The organism is Pseudomonas sp. Gutcm_11s (assembly GCF_028649395.1).
GTDB lineage: Bacteria > Pseudomonadota > Gammaproteobacteria > Pseudomonadales > Pseudomonadaceae > Aquipseudomonas.
In genome coordinates this window covers 118202-134348 of the sequence record NZ_JAQSUW010000009.1, presented here as the reverse complement: position 1 = coordinate 134348, position 16147 = coordinate 118202, and the positions used below count along the sequence as shown (strand labels likewise).

Sequence of the window (16147 nt, the reverse complement as noted above, 5' to 3'; positions counted from 1 at the left end):
GCCTAGCCCGATTCCTCTAGCCCGCCATGCGCAGAACCAAAGAACAAGCCGAGCAGACCCGCGCCGATATCCTGGCAGCAGCCGAACAGTTGTTTCTCGAGAAAGGGGTGGCGCATAGCACCCTGGATCAGATCGCCCGCGCAGCGGGGGTGACGCGCGGCGCGGTGTACTGGCATTTCCAGAACAAGGCCCACCTGTTCCACGAGATGCTCAGCCAGGTGCGCCTGCCGCCAGAGCAGATGACGGAGCGCCTGTGTGGCTGCGGCGAGGTCGACCCGCTCCTGGCCTTGCGCGACCTGTGCATCGAGGCGATCTACAACCTGGCGGTGGACGAGCAGCGCCGGCGCATCTTCACCATCCTGCTGCACCGCTGCGAGTTCACCGATGAGCTGCGCGAGGCGGAAGAACGGCACAACGCCTTCATCAACCAGTTCATCGAACTGGTGCAGAACCTGTTTGCCCGCCCGGCCTGCCAGGCCCGCCTGCTGCCGGGAGTCACCCCGCGCCTGGCGTCACGCGCGGTGCATGCACTGATCATCGGCCTGTTCACCGACTGGACCCGCGACCCGCAACTGTTCGACCCGCAGCGCGACACCGCCGCCCTGATCGACGCCCAGCTGCGTGGTCTGCTGCACGAATGGAACCCGCCAGCCTGGTGCCCGCCGACGCAGTAGCTCAGTCCGCTTCCGCGACGTAGCCCTCCTCGCGGATCGCAGCCAGCAGCTGCTCCAGGCTCAGGCGACTGGCCACACGCACCTCGCCAGCACCGAGGTCGACCTGCACCTCGGCCGCCGGATCACCGGCCCGCACGGCATTGGTGATGGCGCGAACGCAGTGGCCGCAACTCATGCCGGAAACCTTCAGGACTTGCATGGCAACTCTCCTTCTTCGAGTGGTGTTGCTTGCAGTGTCGAGCTTGCCATCGTGGCAAGGTCAAGTCCTGGCAACTTGTCGTCAGCGCTGGCCTGGCCCAAGCTGCAGGAAAAGCTCCGAGGTGATCGCCATGCGTCTGCTAGTCGCCCTGCTCGCCCTGATCTGCCTGCCGGCCCTGGCCGACGAGGCGGTGCCCGAGCCCTCCTCCACGCCCACCACAGAGATGCCCGCAGCCGCGCCGGCGCCGCAACCCGCCGCCGTGCCGATGGCACCCATGACTCTGTCCACGCCCATCGACTACGGCGTGTTGATGGTGTCGCGCGAGCGCCTGGAAGTGTCGACGCCCTGCGAGATCGGCCTGTACCTGCAGGGCAACCTGACCGCGCGCCTGTACCAGGGCCAGTCCATCACCCTCAACCTGCCGCCGGGCGAGGTGCTGGTGCGCCTCGGCCAGATTGGCGGGCATGACTGCCAGCCGCGCTTCGAGCAGCTGCGCAGCCAGACCCTGCGTATCACCGCCGGCGAGGTGGCCAAGTTCCGCATCGCCATGGACTCCCTCGGCCTGCAGCTGATCCCGGCGCCGCTCAACTACTGAGGCCCGCTCCGGCGCTGCGACATCCCGCCGCTTGACCTTGACCCAGTGTCAAGGTTGATCCTAGGGGCGAATCCGATGGAGACGCCCCATGAGCAGCATCCAGACCTTCGACCTCCCCATACGCGGCATGACCTGCGCCAGCTGCGCCGGCCGCGTCGAGCGCGCACTGAGCAAGGTGCCCGGCACCAGCGCGGCCAGCGTCAACCTGGCCAGCGAGCGCGCCCATGTCGAGACCGCCCCGGAGCAACTGGGCGCGCTGATCGATGCCGTGCAACAGGCCGGCTATGAGGTAGCACTGAGCAGCCTCGACCTGGCCCTCGACGGAATGACCTGCGCCAGCTGCGCCGGGCGCATCGAGCGGGCCCTGCGCAAGGTGCCTGGGGTCCGCTCGGTGAGCCTCAACCTGGCCAGCGAGCGCGCCCATGTGGAGCTGCTGGAGGGCACCGCGGTGGCAACCCTGATCGCCGCCGTGGAAGGCGCCGGCTATGGCGCCCGCTTATTGCAGGAGGCGCCCCGAGTAGACCCACAGAGTTCCCTGCGCCGCGAGCGCCTGGCAGTGATCGCCGCCCTGCTGCTGGCCCTGCCACTGGTGTTGCCGATGTTCGGCGAATGGGCCGGGCTGCACTGGATGCCGCCGGCCTGGGTGCAGTTCCTGCTGGCCACGCCAGTGCAGTTCATCCTCGGCGCCCGTTTCTACCGCGCCGCCTGGAAGGCTCTGCGCGCCGGCACCGGCAACATGGATCTGCTGGTAGCCCTCGGCACCAGCGCCGCCTATGGCCTGAGCCTCTACCTGTGGGCCACTGCCGGACACCACACGCCGCACCTGTACTTCGAAGCCTCGAGCGTGGTCATCGCCCTGGTGCTGCTCGGCAAGTATCTGGAGAGCCGCGCTAAACGCCAGACCAGCGCAGCCATCCGCGCCCTGGAAGCACTGCGCCCGGAACGCGCTACCCGCCTGGTCGAGGGTCGCGAAGAGGAGGTAGCGATCGCCGCGCTGCATCTGCATGACCATGTCGTGGTGCGGCCCGGCGAGCGCTTCCCAGTCGACGGAGAAGTGCTGGAGGGCAACAGCCAGGCCGACGAGGCGCTGATCAGCGGCGAGAGTCTACCGGTGGCTAAGGCGCCGGGTGACAAGGTCACCGGGGGTGCCATCAACGGCGAGGGACGCCTCGTGGTGCTCACCACCGCGCTGGGCGGCGAGACCGTACTGGCGCGCATCATTCGCCTGGTGGAAGACGCCCAGGCGGCCAAGGCACCGATCCAGAAGCTGGTGGACCGGGTCAGCGCTGTGTTCGTGCCCGTGGTCCTGCTGATCGCCCTCGTCACCCTGGGCGGCTGGTTGCTCGCCGGTGCCGGCGCGGAGCAGGCGCTGATCAATGCGGTGGCGGTGCTGGTGATCGCCTGCCCCTGCGCACTCGGCCTGGCCACCCCGGCGGCGATCATGGCCGGCACCGGCGTGGCAGCTCGGCACGGCATCCTGATCAAGGACGCCGAAGCCTTGGAGTTGGCCCACAAGGTCTCGGTGGTCGCCTTCGACAAGACCGGCACGCTCACCTCCGGCCAGCCGCGCATCGTCCATCTGGCCACGGCAGAGATCGATGAGGCAGAACTGCTGCGCCTAGCCGGCGCCCTGCAGCAGGGCAGCGAGCATCCGCTGGCGCGCGCCGTACTCGATGTTGCTCTGGAGCGTGGTCTCGCCCTGCCGTCGGTAAACGCCAGCCAGGCGCTGGCCGGGCGTGGCATCCAGGGCAACGTCGAGGGCCGCGACCTGGCCCTGGGCAACCAGCGCCTGTTCGACGAACTCGGCCTGGCCAGCGACCTGCAGCCCCAGGCGCATGCCTGGGAGGCCGAGGGTCGCACCCTGTCCTGGCTGATCGAACGTGGTGAGCCCTCTCGCGCGCTCGGCCTGTTGGCATTTGGCGACAGCCTCAAGCAAGGTGCAGCAGCGGCCATCTCCGCCCTGCGCGAGCGCAGTATCGAGAGCCACCTGATCAGCGGCGACAACGCCGGCAGCGCCGGAGCCGTAGGCAAGGCGCTGGGCATCGAGCGCATCCACGCCCAGGTGCTGCCAGCGGACAAGGCCGCCCATGTCGCCGAACTGAAGAATGGCGGCGCCACCGTGGCCATGGTCGGCGACGGCATCAACGACGCGCCGGCCCTGGCCGCGTCCGATGTCGGCATCGCCATGGGCGGCGGCACCGACGTGGCCATGCACGCGGCCGGCATCACCCTGATGCGCGGCGACCCGCGCCTGGTGCCGGCGGCGCTGGAAATCAGCCGGCGCACCTGGAGCAAGATCCGCCAGAACCTGTTCTGGGCCTTCGTCTACAACGCGGTAGGCATTCCTCTGGCCGCCTTCGGCCTGCTCAATCCCATGCTCGCCGGCGCCGCCATGGCCCTGTCCAGCGTCAGCGTGGTGAGCAACGCCTTGCTGCTCAATACCTGGAAACCGGAGGACCTATGAATATCGGGCAAGCCGCCAAGCAGAGCGGGCTCAGCGCCAAGATGATCCGCTACTACGAGTCCATCGGCCTGCTGCAACCAGCCGGGCGCAGCGACAGCGGCTATCGCACCTATTCGGGCAATGACCTGCACGTGCTGGCCTTCATCAAGCGCTCGCGCGACCTCGGTTTCTCTCTGGAGGAAGTGGGCAGGCTGCTGGCCCTGTGGCAGGACCGCGAGCGCGCCAGTGCCGACGTCAAGGCGCTGGCCCTGGCCCATGTCGAGGAGCTGAACCGCAAGATCGCCGAACTGACCACCCTGCGCGACACCCTGGGTGAACTGGTGCAGCACTGCCAGGGCGACCACCGACCGGATTGCCCGATCCTGCGCGATCTGGAATCAGGTAATCACGACTGCAACAGTGGCTGCACTGCAAAACGCTGAAGGCAGAAAGCACAACGCCGGCCACAGGGGCCGGCGTTGTGCTGAGCGAGGCAACAGGCCAGGCCTGCCGCCTCACGAGGCGTTGACTTAGAAGCTGTACTTCGCGGAAGCGGTGAGGCTGCGCGGAGCACCGTAGGTCAGGGCGCCGTAGGCATCGAAGATGTCGAAGTACTTCTCATCGGTCACGTTGTTGGCGTTCAGCTGAGCCGAGAGGTTCTCGGTGATCTCGTAGCGCGCCATCAGGTTGACCAGAGCGTAGGCGTCCTGCTCGATCTTCTCGGCGTTGCCGGCCGGGTTGGTGGCATAGGTGTAGATGCTGTCCTGCCAGTTCACACCGCCACCGATGGTCAGCTTGTCATTGAAGATGCCAGGCACACGGTAGGTGGTGAAGGTACGCAGCAGCTTGGTCGGGTAGAGAGTATTGGCGTCATGGCCATCCTCATCCTCGACACGGAACTGAGTGTAGCCGGCAGACACATTCCAACCGGGCACCAGTTCACCCGATACCTCAAGCTCGAAACCTTTGCTCTCGACATCGGCTGCTTCGTAAATATTCTCGAAGGTTTCGGGGAATCGCTCACCGGTCGCCACACCCAGACCATTTTGTTTGATCTGGAAAACAGCGGCCGAAGCATTCAGCCTGCCACCGAACCACTCGCCCTTCAGACCCAGCTCCGAGCTGTCGCCGATGATTGGGTCGAGCTGCTGGCCGCTGGCATCGCGCCTGGCCTGGGGCAGGAAGATGTTGGTGTAGCTGCCGTAGGCCGAAAGGCTCTCGGTCAGGTCGTAGACCACGCCGGCATAGGGAGTGACTTCACGGTCCTTCAGACGGCTCTCGGTGCCCGACTCTTCACCATTCTTCTCATAGTCGGTTTGGCGTGCACCCAGGATCACCTTGAGCTCATCAGTCACGTTCAAACGGGTCGCCGCATAGACACCACGCTGCTCAAGCTCCGAAGAGCCATAGTCGGTGCGTGCGCCCCAAACCGGCTCGGGGAAGTCGCCGTTGTAGTCGTCGAAGTTCGGGATGCCGCCCATGCCGGTCAAGGCCGGAACCTGATCGGCGTCGAAGTCCTGATCACTGTGGATATAGCCGAAGGCCAGATCATGATCACGTCCCAACAGTGCGAACGGACCGCTCAAGCGGAGGCTATAGTCGTCCTGGGTGGTCTCGGTCTTGTAAGTCGCCGGGAACGAGGACATGCCGCTGGAGCCGTTCTTGCCCGGGTTGCCGGAGAGGTACAGGAGGGAAGAATCGGCCTTGCGCTCGCCACGGTTGTAGCTGAGGTTGACCTGCCAGTCATTGGCGAAGGTATGGTCCAGGTTGACGAAGTAGGTCTCGTAGCTGCTGTCCCACTTGCTCCAGTCGGCGGAGGTAGTCTTGGAACGGCTCCAGTGGGTGCGGCTGCCATCGGCATACCAGACTGGCAGCCCGCCCCACATCGGCGAGTCGGTCTTGTTCTCCTGGCGGCTCAGGCCGAACCACAGGGTGGTATCGGGCGTCAGGTCGATATCCATGGTGCCGTAGTAGGTCTGGCGCTCGTTCGAGTTCATGTCGATCCAGCTGTCGCCTTGGTTGGTCTCGCCGACCAGGCGGGCACGTACGGTACCCTCCTCGTTCAGCGCCATGGATACGTCGCCCAAGGTGCCGTAGGTATCCCAGGTGCCTGCGCTGGCCTCTACCGACCCCTTCAGCTCGCGGCTGCTGGCACGCTTACGCACCATGTTGAGGGACGCGGAGGGATCGCCGGCACCGGTCATCAGGCCGTTGGCACCACGGACCACTTCGACGCGGTCGTACATGGCCAGGCTGCCGAAGATCTCACCCGAGCTCCACGGCTGTTCCCAGATGGTGGGGACGCCATCAATCATCAGCGAATTGAGCTCGAAACCACGGGCGTTGATCTGACCGCGACTGGTCTCGTAGCGGTTCATCGAGATACCGGTGGTGTTGTTGACCACATCGGTGATGGTCTGCAGGTCTTGGTCTTCCATGCGCTGCTGGGTGACCACGGTGACCGACTGTGGGGTTTCGCGCAGCGACATCTTCAGCGGAGTCGCGGTGTTGGCCGCACGGGTGGTGTAGGACTGCGTGCCCTCGGTAACCGAGTCATCCTCAGCTTCGGCGGAGTCGACAATGGAGGCGGCGTCCAGAGTGACGGCCTTCTCCGCTTCGGTCTGCTCCGCCATGGCGAAGGGAGACGCGAAGGCGATGCCGGCTGCGAGCAGGTGCACAGCCATCGCCAGGGGGCGGATAGCCAGAGGTGCGCCCACGACAGCGCCTTGACGACGCGAGGACATTGCAAGAGTCATAGTGATGCTTCCGGAGAATTATAATGTTTTAGAGAATCATTAGCAGATGCTACGTAAATTCTGTAAGGAAGCTATTTGAGAATCAAGTCTATTTGAAATATTTTTGCAGTTAACCTGACGGCGCCAGAAAACTGCCGAGCATCAGCCACACAGGGCAGCTCTGTTTAGTCGTCGCAGCAGAAAATACGGGCATGAAAAAAGGGAGCACCAGGCTCCCTTTTTTGTTTGCAGCTACCTGCTCAGGCTTGGGATTGCAGGTAGTTCTGCAGACCGATGCGCTCGATCAGGCCGAGCTGCTGCTCCAGCCAGTAGGCATGATCTTCTTCGGTATCGTTGAGCTGCAGTACCAGGATGTCGCGGCTCTTGTAGTCGCCGTGCTTCTCGCACAGCTCGATGCCCTTGGCCAGGGCCGCACGCACTTCGTACTCCAGCTTGAGATCGCTCTTCAGCATCTCCGGCACGGTGGCGCCGGGGTGGATCTTCTTCGCCGTCATGTTCGGCGAGCCTTCGAGGAACAGGATGCGCTGCAGCAAGGCGTCGGCGTGCTGAGTTTCTTCCTCCATCTCGTGGTTGATTCGCTCGTAGAGCTTCTCGAAGCCCCAGTCCTGATACATCCGCGAATGCAGGAAATATTGGTCGCGCGCGGCCAGCTCACCACGCAGCAAATCCTTCAGATAATCGACGACTTCACTCGCGCCTTTCATCAATGGCTCCCCAGAAAATAGCTCGTTCAATGCGGCAGCTTCGACCGTAAAAAGACATTGGTCAAGTCGCAATTCACAAGGCCGAACGGAGCGATTCGCATTAGCGCAAAGCCGCATGCTTGCTGGGCTCCAGCCAATTCTAAGGATAATGAAAATGACTTTGAATCGGCCTCGCAAACAGGCCCCGACTCGAGCTGAATCGGAGCCTGATTTTCGGCTTAGAGGAACATGCCGCCGGACACTTCCACGCGCTGCGCATTGACCCATCCTGCCTCGCTCGACAACAGCATGGCGATGGCATTGCCGATGTCATCCGGCAGGCCGACCCGGCCCAACGCAGTCTGCCCGGCGATGGCCGCATTCAGCTCGGAGTTGTCGCGCACCACGCCGCCGCCGAAGTCGGTCTCGATGGCGCCGGGAGCGATCACGTTGGCGCGAATGCCGCGCGGCCCCAGCTCCTTGGCCAGGTAGCGAGTCAGCACCTCGATGCCACCCTTCATCGCCGCATAGGCGGCGTAGCCCGGCAGGGAGAAGCGCGCAAGACCGGTGGAGACATTGAGAATACGCCCACCATCGGCCAGCAGAGGCAGCAGCCTCTGGGTGAGGAAGAAAGTGCCCTTGAGATGGATGTTCAGCAACTGGTCGAACTGCTCCTCGCTGGTCTCGGCGAACGGCACGTGGATACCGATGCCGGCGTTGTTCACCAGGGCATCGAAACTGTCGCGCTGCCAGGTCACCGCCAGCGCCTGGCGCACACGCTCGGCGAAATCGGCAAAGCCGGCACTGCGGCTCACATCCAGTTGCAGGGCTACCGCCTTGCGGCCGAGAGCACGAATCTCCGCCACCAGAGCTTCGGCCTCGGCCTGGCCGCTGTTGTAGGTGAGGATCAGGTCATGACCATGGCGGGCCAGGTGCAGGGCAGCGTTCTTGCCCAGGCCGCGGCTGGCACCGGTGATCAGGGTGATGGAGTTGTTCATCTGGTCTACCTCGTCGTGGGTGGCTAACTGACGAGGCAAGGTTATTGATTGCCTTGATACCGATAAATCAGGCAAATCTGTTTAGACTGTCTAGCAGAATCAGACAATGAGAATCTCATGGACCGACTGCACGCCATGCTCGCGTTTGTCCGGGTCGCCGAGCTGGCCAGCTTCACTCGTGCTGCCGAGAGCCTGGGGCAGCCCAAGGCCAGTGTGTCGTTGCTGGTACAACAGCTGGAGAACCAGCTGGGCACGCGCCTGCTGCACCGCACCACCCGGCGCGTGCAGCTGACCCAGGACGGCCAGGCCTGCTACGAACGCTGCAAGGACCTGCTGGCCGACGCCGACGAACTCGCCTCGCTGTTCCAGCACGATGCCGCACAGCTGCGCGGTCGCCTGCGGGTGGACATGGGCCAGGCCCTGGCGCGCAACCTGGTGCTGCCGCACCTGCCAGCCTTCCTCGCCGAACACCCGCAACTGCAACTGGAGCTGAGCTGCACCGACCATCGCGTCGACCTGGTGCGCGAAGGCTTCGACTGCGTGGTGCGTGTCGGCAGCCTGGCCGACGCCGGGCTGATTGCCCGCCCACTGGGGGAGATGGTGCAGATCAACTGCGCCAGCCCCGACTACCTGCAGCGCTTCGGTACACCCCACAGCCTCGCCGACCTGGACCAGCATCGCCTGGTGCATTACGTGCCGACCCTGGGCATGAAGCCGATTGGCTGGGAATATGTGCAGGACGGCGCGACGCGCGTCCTCGACATGCCGGGTGCGCTGACGGTGAACAGCACCGATGCCTATACCCAGGCCTGCCTGGCCGGGCTCGGCATCATCCAGGTACCGCTCGCCGGCATCCGCCACTACCTGGACGACGGCCGCCTGGTAGATATCCTCCCCGCATACCGCGCCGCTCCCATGCCGGTATCGCTGCTCTACCCGCACCGACGCAACCTGTCGAAGCGCGTGCAGGTGTTCATGGATTGGCTGGGCCGCCTGGTGCGCGACTACCTCGCCGACACGGAGCACCCACCACGAGGCTGATAGCGACTACCACGAGAAATAGCGGACCCAAGCCCCCGCGAGCGGCGGGGCCATGGCGCACGAGAGCCAATCGCTGGCAAACACATAATTGAGAATAAATCTCAGGCGTATTAGTCTCTCACCTCAAACCAGCCACCCCGCCGCCGCCTAAGCCCATGAGCAAGTCGTCGCCCTTCCTTTCCCTCTACCTGCGCGAGCAGAGCCGCGTGCTGCAGCTGATCCGCCGCATCGTCGGCGACCGCAGCACGGCCGAGGACCTGGCCCAGGACACCTTCCTGCGACTCTGGGACCGCCAGCTCGGCGAAAGCGACCGCGGCCTGTTGTTCCGTACCGCGCAGAACCTGGCCCTGGATCATCTGCGTGCCCGCCAGGTGCGCCAGCGCCATGCCTGCCAGCAAGCCGACGAAGAGGAACAGGCACTCGATCTGCAGCAGCAGGCCGAGGCCCGCCAGGAACTGGAACTCCTGCTGCAACGCCTGCGTGGTCTGCCACGTCGCAGCCAGCAGGTGTTCCTGCTCAGTCGTGTCGACGGCATGCCCTATGCGAGCATTGCCGAACGCCTCGGCGTCTCCCTGAGCACCGTGGAAAAGGACATGATTCGTGTCCTCCAGCATTGCCAGCGGATTGAGGACTGAGCCCGTGTCGCACGTTGTATTGGCAACCCTCCCGCCGAGTGGAGCGCAAGCAGAGTGAATTCGTCCGAACAACAGCGTCAGGAAGCGGCGACCCACTGGTACGTGCGCCTGCAGAACCCACAGCTGCCGGCCAGCGAGCGCATCGATTTTCGCCGCTGGCTGGACAGCGATCCGGCCAACGCCGAAGCCTTCCATGCTGTCGAGTTGCTGTGGAAGAAGCTCGCGGCCCCGGCTCAGCGGTTGGCCAGCACCGGCTGGCATCGACGCAAGCCAACGCCACAATGGCTACGCGGGCCCATGCTCAGCGCAGCCTGCATCCTCGGCCTGGCCGTCGCCACGCTGTTCTGGCGCGACCCGGGCGTGATGCAGCGCTACACCGCGGACCATGCCAGCGCCCCCGGCAGCCAGCAGCAACTGACGCTGGCCGATGGCAGCCAGGTGCTGCTGGATGCCGACAGCGCCATGGACCTGCACTTCAGCGCCGGCGAACGCCGGGTCACCCTGCTGCGTGGCCGCGCCTGGTTCGATGTGCAACACGATGCCGGCCGCCCGTTCGTGGTCGAGAGCCGCAAGCTGACCACGCGAGTGCTGGGTACCGCCTTCGCCGTGGACGCCAGCGGCGCGAGCGAGCAGGTCACCGTCAGCCGTGGCCGGGTCGAGGTGCGTACCGCCAGCGGCGCTCACCTGCAGCTCACGCCCGACCAGCAGGCCAGCCTCGATGCGGACGGCCTGCAGGGCCCGCGCACGGTGGATGGCGAACGTGCCCTGGCCTGGCGTCGCGGCCTGCTGATCTTTGATCGCGCCAGCCTCGGCGAGGTGCTCGACAGCTTGCAGCGCATGGACCATCCGCCCGTCGTGCTGCTGGATCGGCAACTGCGTGAGCGGCGCCTGTCCGGCACTTTCCCGAGCAACAACCCGCAAGCGCTGCTGGCCGCGATAAGTGCAGAACTGGGCCTGAAGAGCACCCGACTGCCCGGCCTGGCGGTAGTGCTGCACCGCTGAGCAGCACCCGGCGAAAAAAACTTCGCCTGACTGATGAGGGAAGCATGCGGCTCGTCCGTTGTATCGGCAGCGAATAGTTCGCATTTGCCATCCTTGGGGAGAACCGCATGACTCATCGCCACCGCCTGGCCCGCACGCTGCTGGCCGGCGCCCTGCTCGCCGCCATTGCCCCGCTGCATGCCCAGGCCGCCGAAGCCGGCGCCGAGCAACGCCAGTACCAGTTCGATATCGCCGCCCAGCCACTGCTCGATGCCCTCGGCGAGTTCACCGCCACCACCGGCATCGCCGTGCTGCGCGCCGCGGACGAATCGCTATCCGCTCCTGCCCCGGCAGTACGTGGCCAATACAGCGCCGAGCAAGCGCTGCAGTTGCTGCTGCAGGGCAGCGGCTTGAGCATCCGCCACAACGCGCAAGGCGCCCTCACCCTGCAGCGCGTCGACGGCTCGGCGATCGAACTGCCAACGACCGACATCCAGGCCAGCGGTGCCCCGTCGGCCGCCGACCCGGTGCAGGGCTACGTGGCCAAGGCCGCCACGACCGGCACCAAGACCGACACGCCGATCATCGAGACGCCGCAGTCGATCTCCGTGGTGACCCGCGACCAGATCACCGACATCCACGCCCAGAACCTGCGCGACGCCCTCGGCTACACCGCCGGGGTAATCGCCACCGAGGCCGACGACCGCACCACCGACGGCTTCATCCTGCGCGGCTTCCAGATCAATGGCAGCACCTACCGCGACGGCATGCGCTACATGAGCAACATCTACGACGGCTCCCAGGAGCCGTACGGCATGGAGCGCGTGGAAGTGCTGCGCGGCGCTTCCTCGGTGCTGTTCGGCCAGGCGGCACCCGGCGGTATCATCAACGTGGTGAGCAAGCTGCCGACCCGCGAGGAGCTGCACGAGATAAGAGCCGAGACCGGCAGCAATGACCGCCACCAGCTGGCCACCGACCATGGCGGCGCACTGACCGACACCCTGAGCTATCGCTTCACCGCACTGGAGCGCAAGAGCGACACCACGGTCGACCACGTACCGGATGACCGTACCTTCATCGCTCCGTCGATCACCTGGCAGCCCACCGAGGCCACCAGCCTGACCCTGCTGGCCACCTACCAGAAGAGCCGCACCGCCTACGTCTACGGCCTGCCAGCCGAGGGCACCGTGCTGCCCAACCCCAACGGTCATATCTCACGCCACACCTTCCTCGGTGAGCCGGGCTACGACAAGGCCGAGATAACCGCCTGGGACCTCGGCTATCGCTTCGAGCACGCCTTCAGCGACAACCTCAAGCTACGCCAGAACCTGCGCTACTTCGAGTCGGAGAACGAGATGCCCTCGGTGTGGATCGATGGCTTCATCGACCCGCAGATGACCACCGTGGCCCGCGGCGCGCAGGATCGCGTCGATGACTCGCGCAACTTCGTGGTCGACACCCAGCTCGAATATCGCCTGCACGGCGAGCGCGTCGATCACGTGCTGCTCGGCGGCCTGGACTACGGCGACCGCCACCTGCGCACCGAGCGCTACAACCGCGACCTGACCCCACTGAACATCTTCGACCCGGTCTACGGCGGCACCTTCGGCCCCGCCGAACCGGCCGTTTTCGCAAGCTATACCAGCTCCACCGAGCAGACCGGGGTCTACCTGCAGGACCAGATCAAGTTCGACGAGAAGTGGGTGCTGCTGCTCGGCGGCCGCCAGGACTGGGCCAAGCAGAAGGAAGACGCGATCTTCATCGACAGCAAGAGCGACCAGGACAGCGATGCCTTCACCAAGCGCGCCGGTCTGGTCTATCTGGCCGACAACGGCCTGGCGCCCTTCATCAGCTACAGCGAGTCCTTCGAGCCGCAGAGCGGGCGTGATCGCAGCAGCCAGGACTTCGACCCGACCGAAGGCGAGCAGTACGAACTGGGCATTCGCTACCAGCCTCCGGGCAGCAACTCGCTGTACTCGGCCGCCATCTACCAGCTGACCCAGAGCAACGTGCTGACCACCGACCCGGTGGATACCAACTACCAGGTGCAGACCGGTGAAATCCGCGCCCGCGGCCTGGAGCTGGAGGCCAAGACCGACATCGGCGCCGACCTCAGCCTGACCGCCTCCTACGCCTACACCGAAGCCGAGGTGACCAAGAGCAACACCGGCACCGAGGGCCAGAAGAACGGCGGCATGCCGCGCAACATGTTCTCGGTGTGGGGCGACTATCGCTTCGGCCAGATCGGCAGTGGCCAGCTGCGCGCCGGCGCCGGCGTGCGCTACGTCGACGAGGTCCCCGGCCTGTTCAACACCGACATCGTCGCGCCGTCCTACACCCTGGTCGACGCCATGCTCGGCTACGAGGTCGGCCCCTGGGACATGACCCTCAACGTCACCAACCTCACCGACGAGGACTACCTGAGCTACACCTACGCCGCCTTCTACGGCGCCGAGCGGCAGATCACCGCCGGCGTCGCCTACCGCTGGTAGGCACGAGCGCCACACAAAAGAAAACGCCCGCAGCAGCGGGCGTTTTTCATTGGGTCGTCACTGCGCCCAGGGCGGTGGTGGCGGCTCGTCGCTCGGTGCATCCTCGGCGTTGCGTGCCGCCTCGCGGCGGGCCTGTTCGGCCAGGGCGGCCTTGATCTCGCGCATCACCGCGCCAACATCGGCCTGTTCCTCCGGCTCGGCGAACTGGCCGCTGAGCTGGGTCTCCGGGGTCAGCTTGCCTTCCTCGAAGAGCGCCCACATTTCCTTGGCATAGCGGGTCTCCAGCAGCTCCGGGGCGAACTGGCCGAAGTACTCGGCCATGTTGCGCACGTCGCGCTCGAGCATGCTGAAAGCGTGGTTGTTGGCGGCGGCATCCACCGCTTGCGGCAGGTCAATGATCACCGGGCCGTAGGGGTCGAGCAGCACGTTGAATTCCGAGAGGTCGCCGTGCACCAGGCCGGCGCAGAGCATCTTGACGATCTCGCCAATCATGAAGGCGTGGAACTCGCGGGCGTCCTCGGGCAGCAGGTCGACGTCATTGAGGCGCGGCGCCGCATCGCCGTAGCCGTCATTGACCATCTCCATCAGCAGCACGCCGTCGAGGAAGTCGTAGGGCTTGGGCACTCGTACACCGGCGGCGGCGAGACGGAATAGCGCAGCAACCTCGGCGTTCTGCCAGGCGTCCTCCTGCTCCTTGCGGCCGTACTTGCTGCCCTTGGCCATGGCCCGGGCATCACGGCTGTTGCGCGTCTTGCGCCCCTCCTGGTACTCGGCCGCCTGGCGGAAGCCACGTTTGTTGGCCTCCTTATAGACCTTGGCGCAGCGCAACTCGCCGGCGCAGCGCACCACATAGACCGAGGCTTCCTTGCCACTCATCAGTGGCCGCACTACCTCGTCGATCAGACCGTCTTCGAGCAGGGGTTCCAGGCGTTTCGGGGTTTTCATCGTGAACGAGGGGGCTCCAATGTGGTGGTTCTGCTGGCGTTATACGTAATCCGCGGCTAGCCCGCCAGCAGGGCGCGACGCAACGCGTCGATGGCGTAGCGCACCTTGGCCGGCTGGGCGTCACGCCGTGGCGTGACCAGATACAGGCCGATGGCCGCCGGCTGCCACTGCGGCAGCACCCTGAGCAGCTCGCCGCGCGCCAGCAGATCGCGGATCTCCGGCTCCGGCTGTAGCGACAGGCCCATGCCGGCCAGGGTGAACTGGCGCACCGAAAGGATGTTGTTGCACACCACCCGCCCCTCCACCCGCAGGCGCTGGACCGTGCCATCCGGCCCGCGCAGCGCCAGCTGGCTGCCACGCTCGTGGCCCAGGCTCAGCCAGTCCAGGCTGCTCAGCTGCTCCGGGCCATCGATGGCGCCGCAGCGCGCCAGGTAGGCCGGCGCCGCGCACAGCAGCATCGGCCAGTCGCCGATGTAACGCGCCACCAGGCTGGAATCCTCCTGGCTGCCGACACGGATGGCCAGGTCGATACGCTGCTCGACCAGGTCGATCTGCTCGTCCTGAAAGAACAGCCGCAGGCTCAGTTGCGGGTGAGCGCTCAACAGCGGCGCCAGGGCGCTGGTCACCAGGTGCCCGGAGAAGCCCACGGGCGCGGCGATGCGCAACTCGCCCACCGGTGCATCGCGCAGTTCGGCCAGGCGCTGCTCGGCCTGCTCGGCCAGCTGCACGATCTGCCGGCAGCTCTGGTACAGCTGCGCGCCCGCCTCGGTCAGGGTCAGCTTGCGCGTGGTGCGGTGCAACAGGCTGACCTGGGTGCTCTCCTCCAGCTTGCGAATCTGCTGGCTGACCGCCGAGGCGGTCATGCCCAGCGCCTCGGCGGCCGCGACCATGGACCCCTTTTCCACCACGGAGGCAAACAGGGCCATGCGCTTGAGCTGCTCCATTATTAAGCTCCGCTTAATTGTTAAAGCGGATTAGGCGTCTTTTTCCCTCATTTATCCAGAAGCGATTATGTGTCCCACGCAAACACACCGAGGACACCGCAATGAAACTCGCCCTGATCGGCGCCACCGGCTACGTCGGCGCCGCCCTGCTGGAAGAAGCCCTGAACCGTGGCCACCAGGTCACCGCCCTGGTCCGCCACCCGGAGAAACTGCCGAGCCACGAGCACCTGACCGGCCTGCGCGCCGACGTGCACGATGTCGCCGGCCTCACCGAGCAGCTGCGCGGTCACAACGCCGTTCTCAGCGCCTTCAACCCCGGCTGGGGCGAGGCCGATATCCGCGCGCAGTTCATCGCTGGCTCCTCGGCCATCAATGCCGCGAGCAAGGCCGCCGGAGTCCGGCGCCTGCTGGTGGTCGGCGGCGCTGGCAGCCTGTACGTGGCGCCGGGCCTGCAACTGATCGACACGCCGGACTTCCCCGCCGAGTACAAGGAGGGCGCCGAAGGCGCGCGCCAGGCCCTCAACCAGCTGCGCGACGAACAGGACCTCGACTGGACCTTCCTCTCCCCCGCTGCGCTGCTGCAGCCCGGCCCTCGCACCGGCCAGTTCCGCCTCGGCGGCGAACAGCTGCTGATGAACGGCGATGCGCCCGGCCATATCTCGGTCGCCGACCTCGCCGTGGCCCTGCTCGATGAAACCGAGCGGCCGCAGCATATCCGTCAGCGTTTCACCGTCGCCTACTGAGCCCCTCGCGCCCCGCAA

15 protein-coding genes are annotated in these 16147 nt (G+C 65.6%); 9 read left to right on the top strand and 6 right to left on the bottom strand.

Going from position 1 to position 16147, the window contains the following annotated elements:
• Positions 1-26 precede the first annotated feature (26 nt).
• Positions 27-674 (top strand): TetR family transcriptional regulator, encoded by a 648-nt coding sequence (locus PTT45_RS03225; protein ID WP_273811501.1) that lies wholly within the window; start codon positions 27-29, stop codon positions 672-674.
• Between the two features lies 1 nt (position 675).
• On the opposite strand, the gene PTT45_RS03220 is transcribed toward PTT45_RS03225, so the two are convergent.
• Entirely contained in the window at positions 676-873 is a 198-nt protein-coding gene (locus tag PTT45_RS03220) for a heavy-metal-associated domain-containing protein (RefSeq protein WP_273811500.1), read from the bottom strand.
• Positions 874-1096: 223 nt separating this feature from the next.
• On the opposite strand from PTT45_RS03220, the gene PTT45_RS03215 reads away from it, so the two are divergent.
• The 3 genes from PTT45_RS03215 (at position 1097) to cueR (ending at position 4354) form a co-directional block, all read left to right on the top strand.
• Complete coding sequence (locus tag PTT45_RS03215; RefSeq protein ID WP_337961733.1) at positions 1097-1468, top strand: hypothetical protein; 372 nt, start codon at positions 1097-1099, stop codon at positions 1466-1468.
• Between the two features lie 88 nt (positions 1469-1556).
• Entirely contained in the window at positions 1557-3932 is a 2376-nt protein-coding gene (locus PTT45_RS03210; RefSeq protein ID WP_273811498.1) for a heavy metal translocating P-type ATPase, read from the top strand.
• Entirely contained in the window at positions 3929-4354 is a 426-nt protein-coding gene (gene cueR, locus PTT45_RS03205; RefSeq protein WP_273811497.1) for a Cu(I)-responsive transcriptional regulator, read from the top strand. The genes PTT45_RS03210 and cueR overlap by 4 nt, the downstream gene beginning before the upstream one ends.
• An 87-nt stretch (positions 4355-4441) precedes the next feature.
• On the opposite strand, the gene PTT45_RS03200 is transcribed toward cueR, so the two are convergent.
• The 3 genes from PTT45_RS03200 to PTT45_RS03190 form a co-directional block, all read right to left on the bottom strand.
• Positions 4442-6628, bottom strand: a complete 2187-nt coding sequence (locus tag PTT45_RS03200; protein ID WP_273811496.1) for a TonB-dependent siderophore receptor — start codon at positions 6626-6628, stop codon at positions 4442-4444.
• Between the two features lie 278 nt (positions 6629-6906).
• On the bottom strand, positions 6907-7371 hold the full coding sequence (bfr, locus tag PTT45_RS03195; protein ID WP_273811495.1) for a bacterioferritin: 465 nt from the start codon (positions 7369-7371) through the stop codon (positions 6907-6909).
• A gap of 218 nt (positions 7372-7589) precedes the next feature.
• Positions 7590-8348 carry an SDR family NAD(P)-dependent oxidoreductase gene (locus PTT45_RS03190; protein ID WP_273811494.1) on the bottom strand — a complete coding sequence of 253 codons (759 nt, stop codon included), beginning with the start codon at positions 8346-8348 and terminating at the stop codon, positions 7590-7592.
• A 117-nt stretch (positions 8349-8465) separates the two neighbouring features.
• Between PTT45_RS03190 and PTT45_RS03185 the strand changes: the two genes are divergently transcribed.
• The 4 genes from PTT45_RS03185 to PTT45_RS03170 all read left to right on the top strand — a co-directional run bounded on the left by PTT45_RS03185 (position 8466) and on the right by PTT45_RS03170 (position 13497).
• On the top strand, positions 8466-9389 hold the full coding sequence (locus PTT45_RS03185) for a LysR family transcriptional regulator (RefSeq protein WP_273811493.1): 924 nt from the start codon (positions 8466-8468) through the stop codon (positions 9387-9389).
• A 155-nt stretch (positions 9390-9544) separates the two neighbouring features.
• The gene (locus tag PTT45_RS03180; RefSeq protein ID WP_273811492.1) at positions 9545-10024 is read left to right on the top strand and encodes an RNA polymerase sigma factor; all 480 of its coding nucleotides are present in this window, start codon (positions 9545-9547) and stop codon (positions 10022-10024) included.
• Positions 10025-10078: 54 nt separating this feature from the next.
• On the top strand, positions 10079-11026 hold the full coding sequence (locus PTT45_RS03175) for a FecR family protein (protein ID WP_273811491.1): 948 nt from the start codon (positions 10079-10081) through the stop codon (positions 11024-11026).
• Positions 11027-11133: 107 nt separating this feature from the next.
• Positions 11134-13497 (top strand): TonB-dependent siderophore receptor, encoded by a 2364-nt coding sequence (locus tag PTT45_RS03170; protein WP_273811490.1) that lies wholly within the window; start codon positions 11134-11136, stop codon positions 13495-13497.
• Between the two features lie 57 nt (positions 13498-13554).
• Here PTT45_RS03170 and PTT45_RS03165 read toward each other — a convergent pair whose 3' ends face one another.
• Positions 13555-14442 carry a PA4780 family RIO1-like protein kinase gene (locus PTT45_RS03165; protein WP_273811489.1) on the bottom strand — a complete coding sequence of 296 codons (888 nt, stop codon included), beginning with the start codon at positions 14440-14442 and terminating at the stop codon, positions 13555-13557.
• A 56-nt stretch (positions 14443-14498) separates the two neighbouring features.
• Positions 14499-15386, bottom strand: a complete 888-nt coding sequence (locus PTT45_RS03160; RefSeq protein ID WP_273811488.1) for a LysR family transcriptional regulator — start codon at positions 15384-15386, stop codon at positions 14499-14501.
• A 101-nt stretch (positions 15387-15487) separates the two neighbouring features.
• On the opposite strand from PTT45_RS03160, the gene PTT45_RS03155 reads away from it, so the two are divergent.
• The gene (locus tag PTT45_RS03155; protein WP_273811487.1) at positions 15488-16129 is read left to right on the top strand and encodes an NAD(P)-dependent oxidoreductase; all 642 of its coding nucleotides are present in this window, start codon (positions 15488-15490) and stop codon (positions 16127-16129) included.
• The last annotated feature ends 18 nt before the right edge of the window (positions 16130-16147 follow it).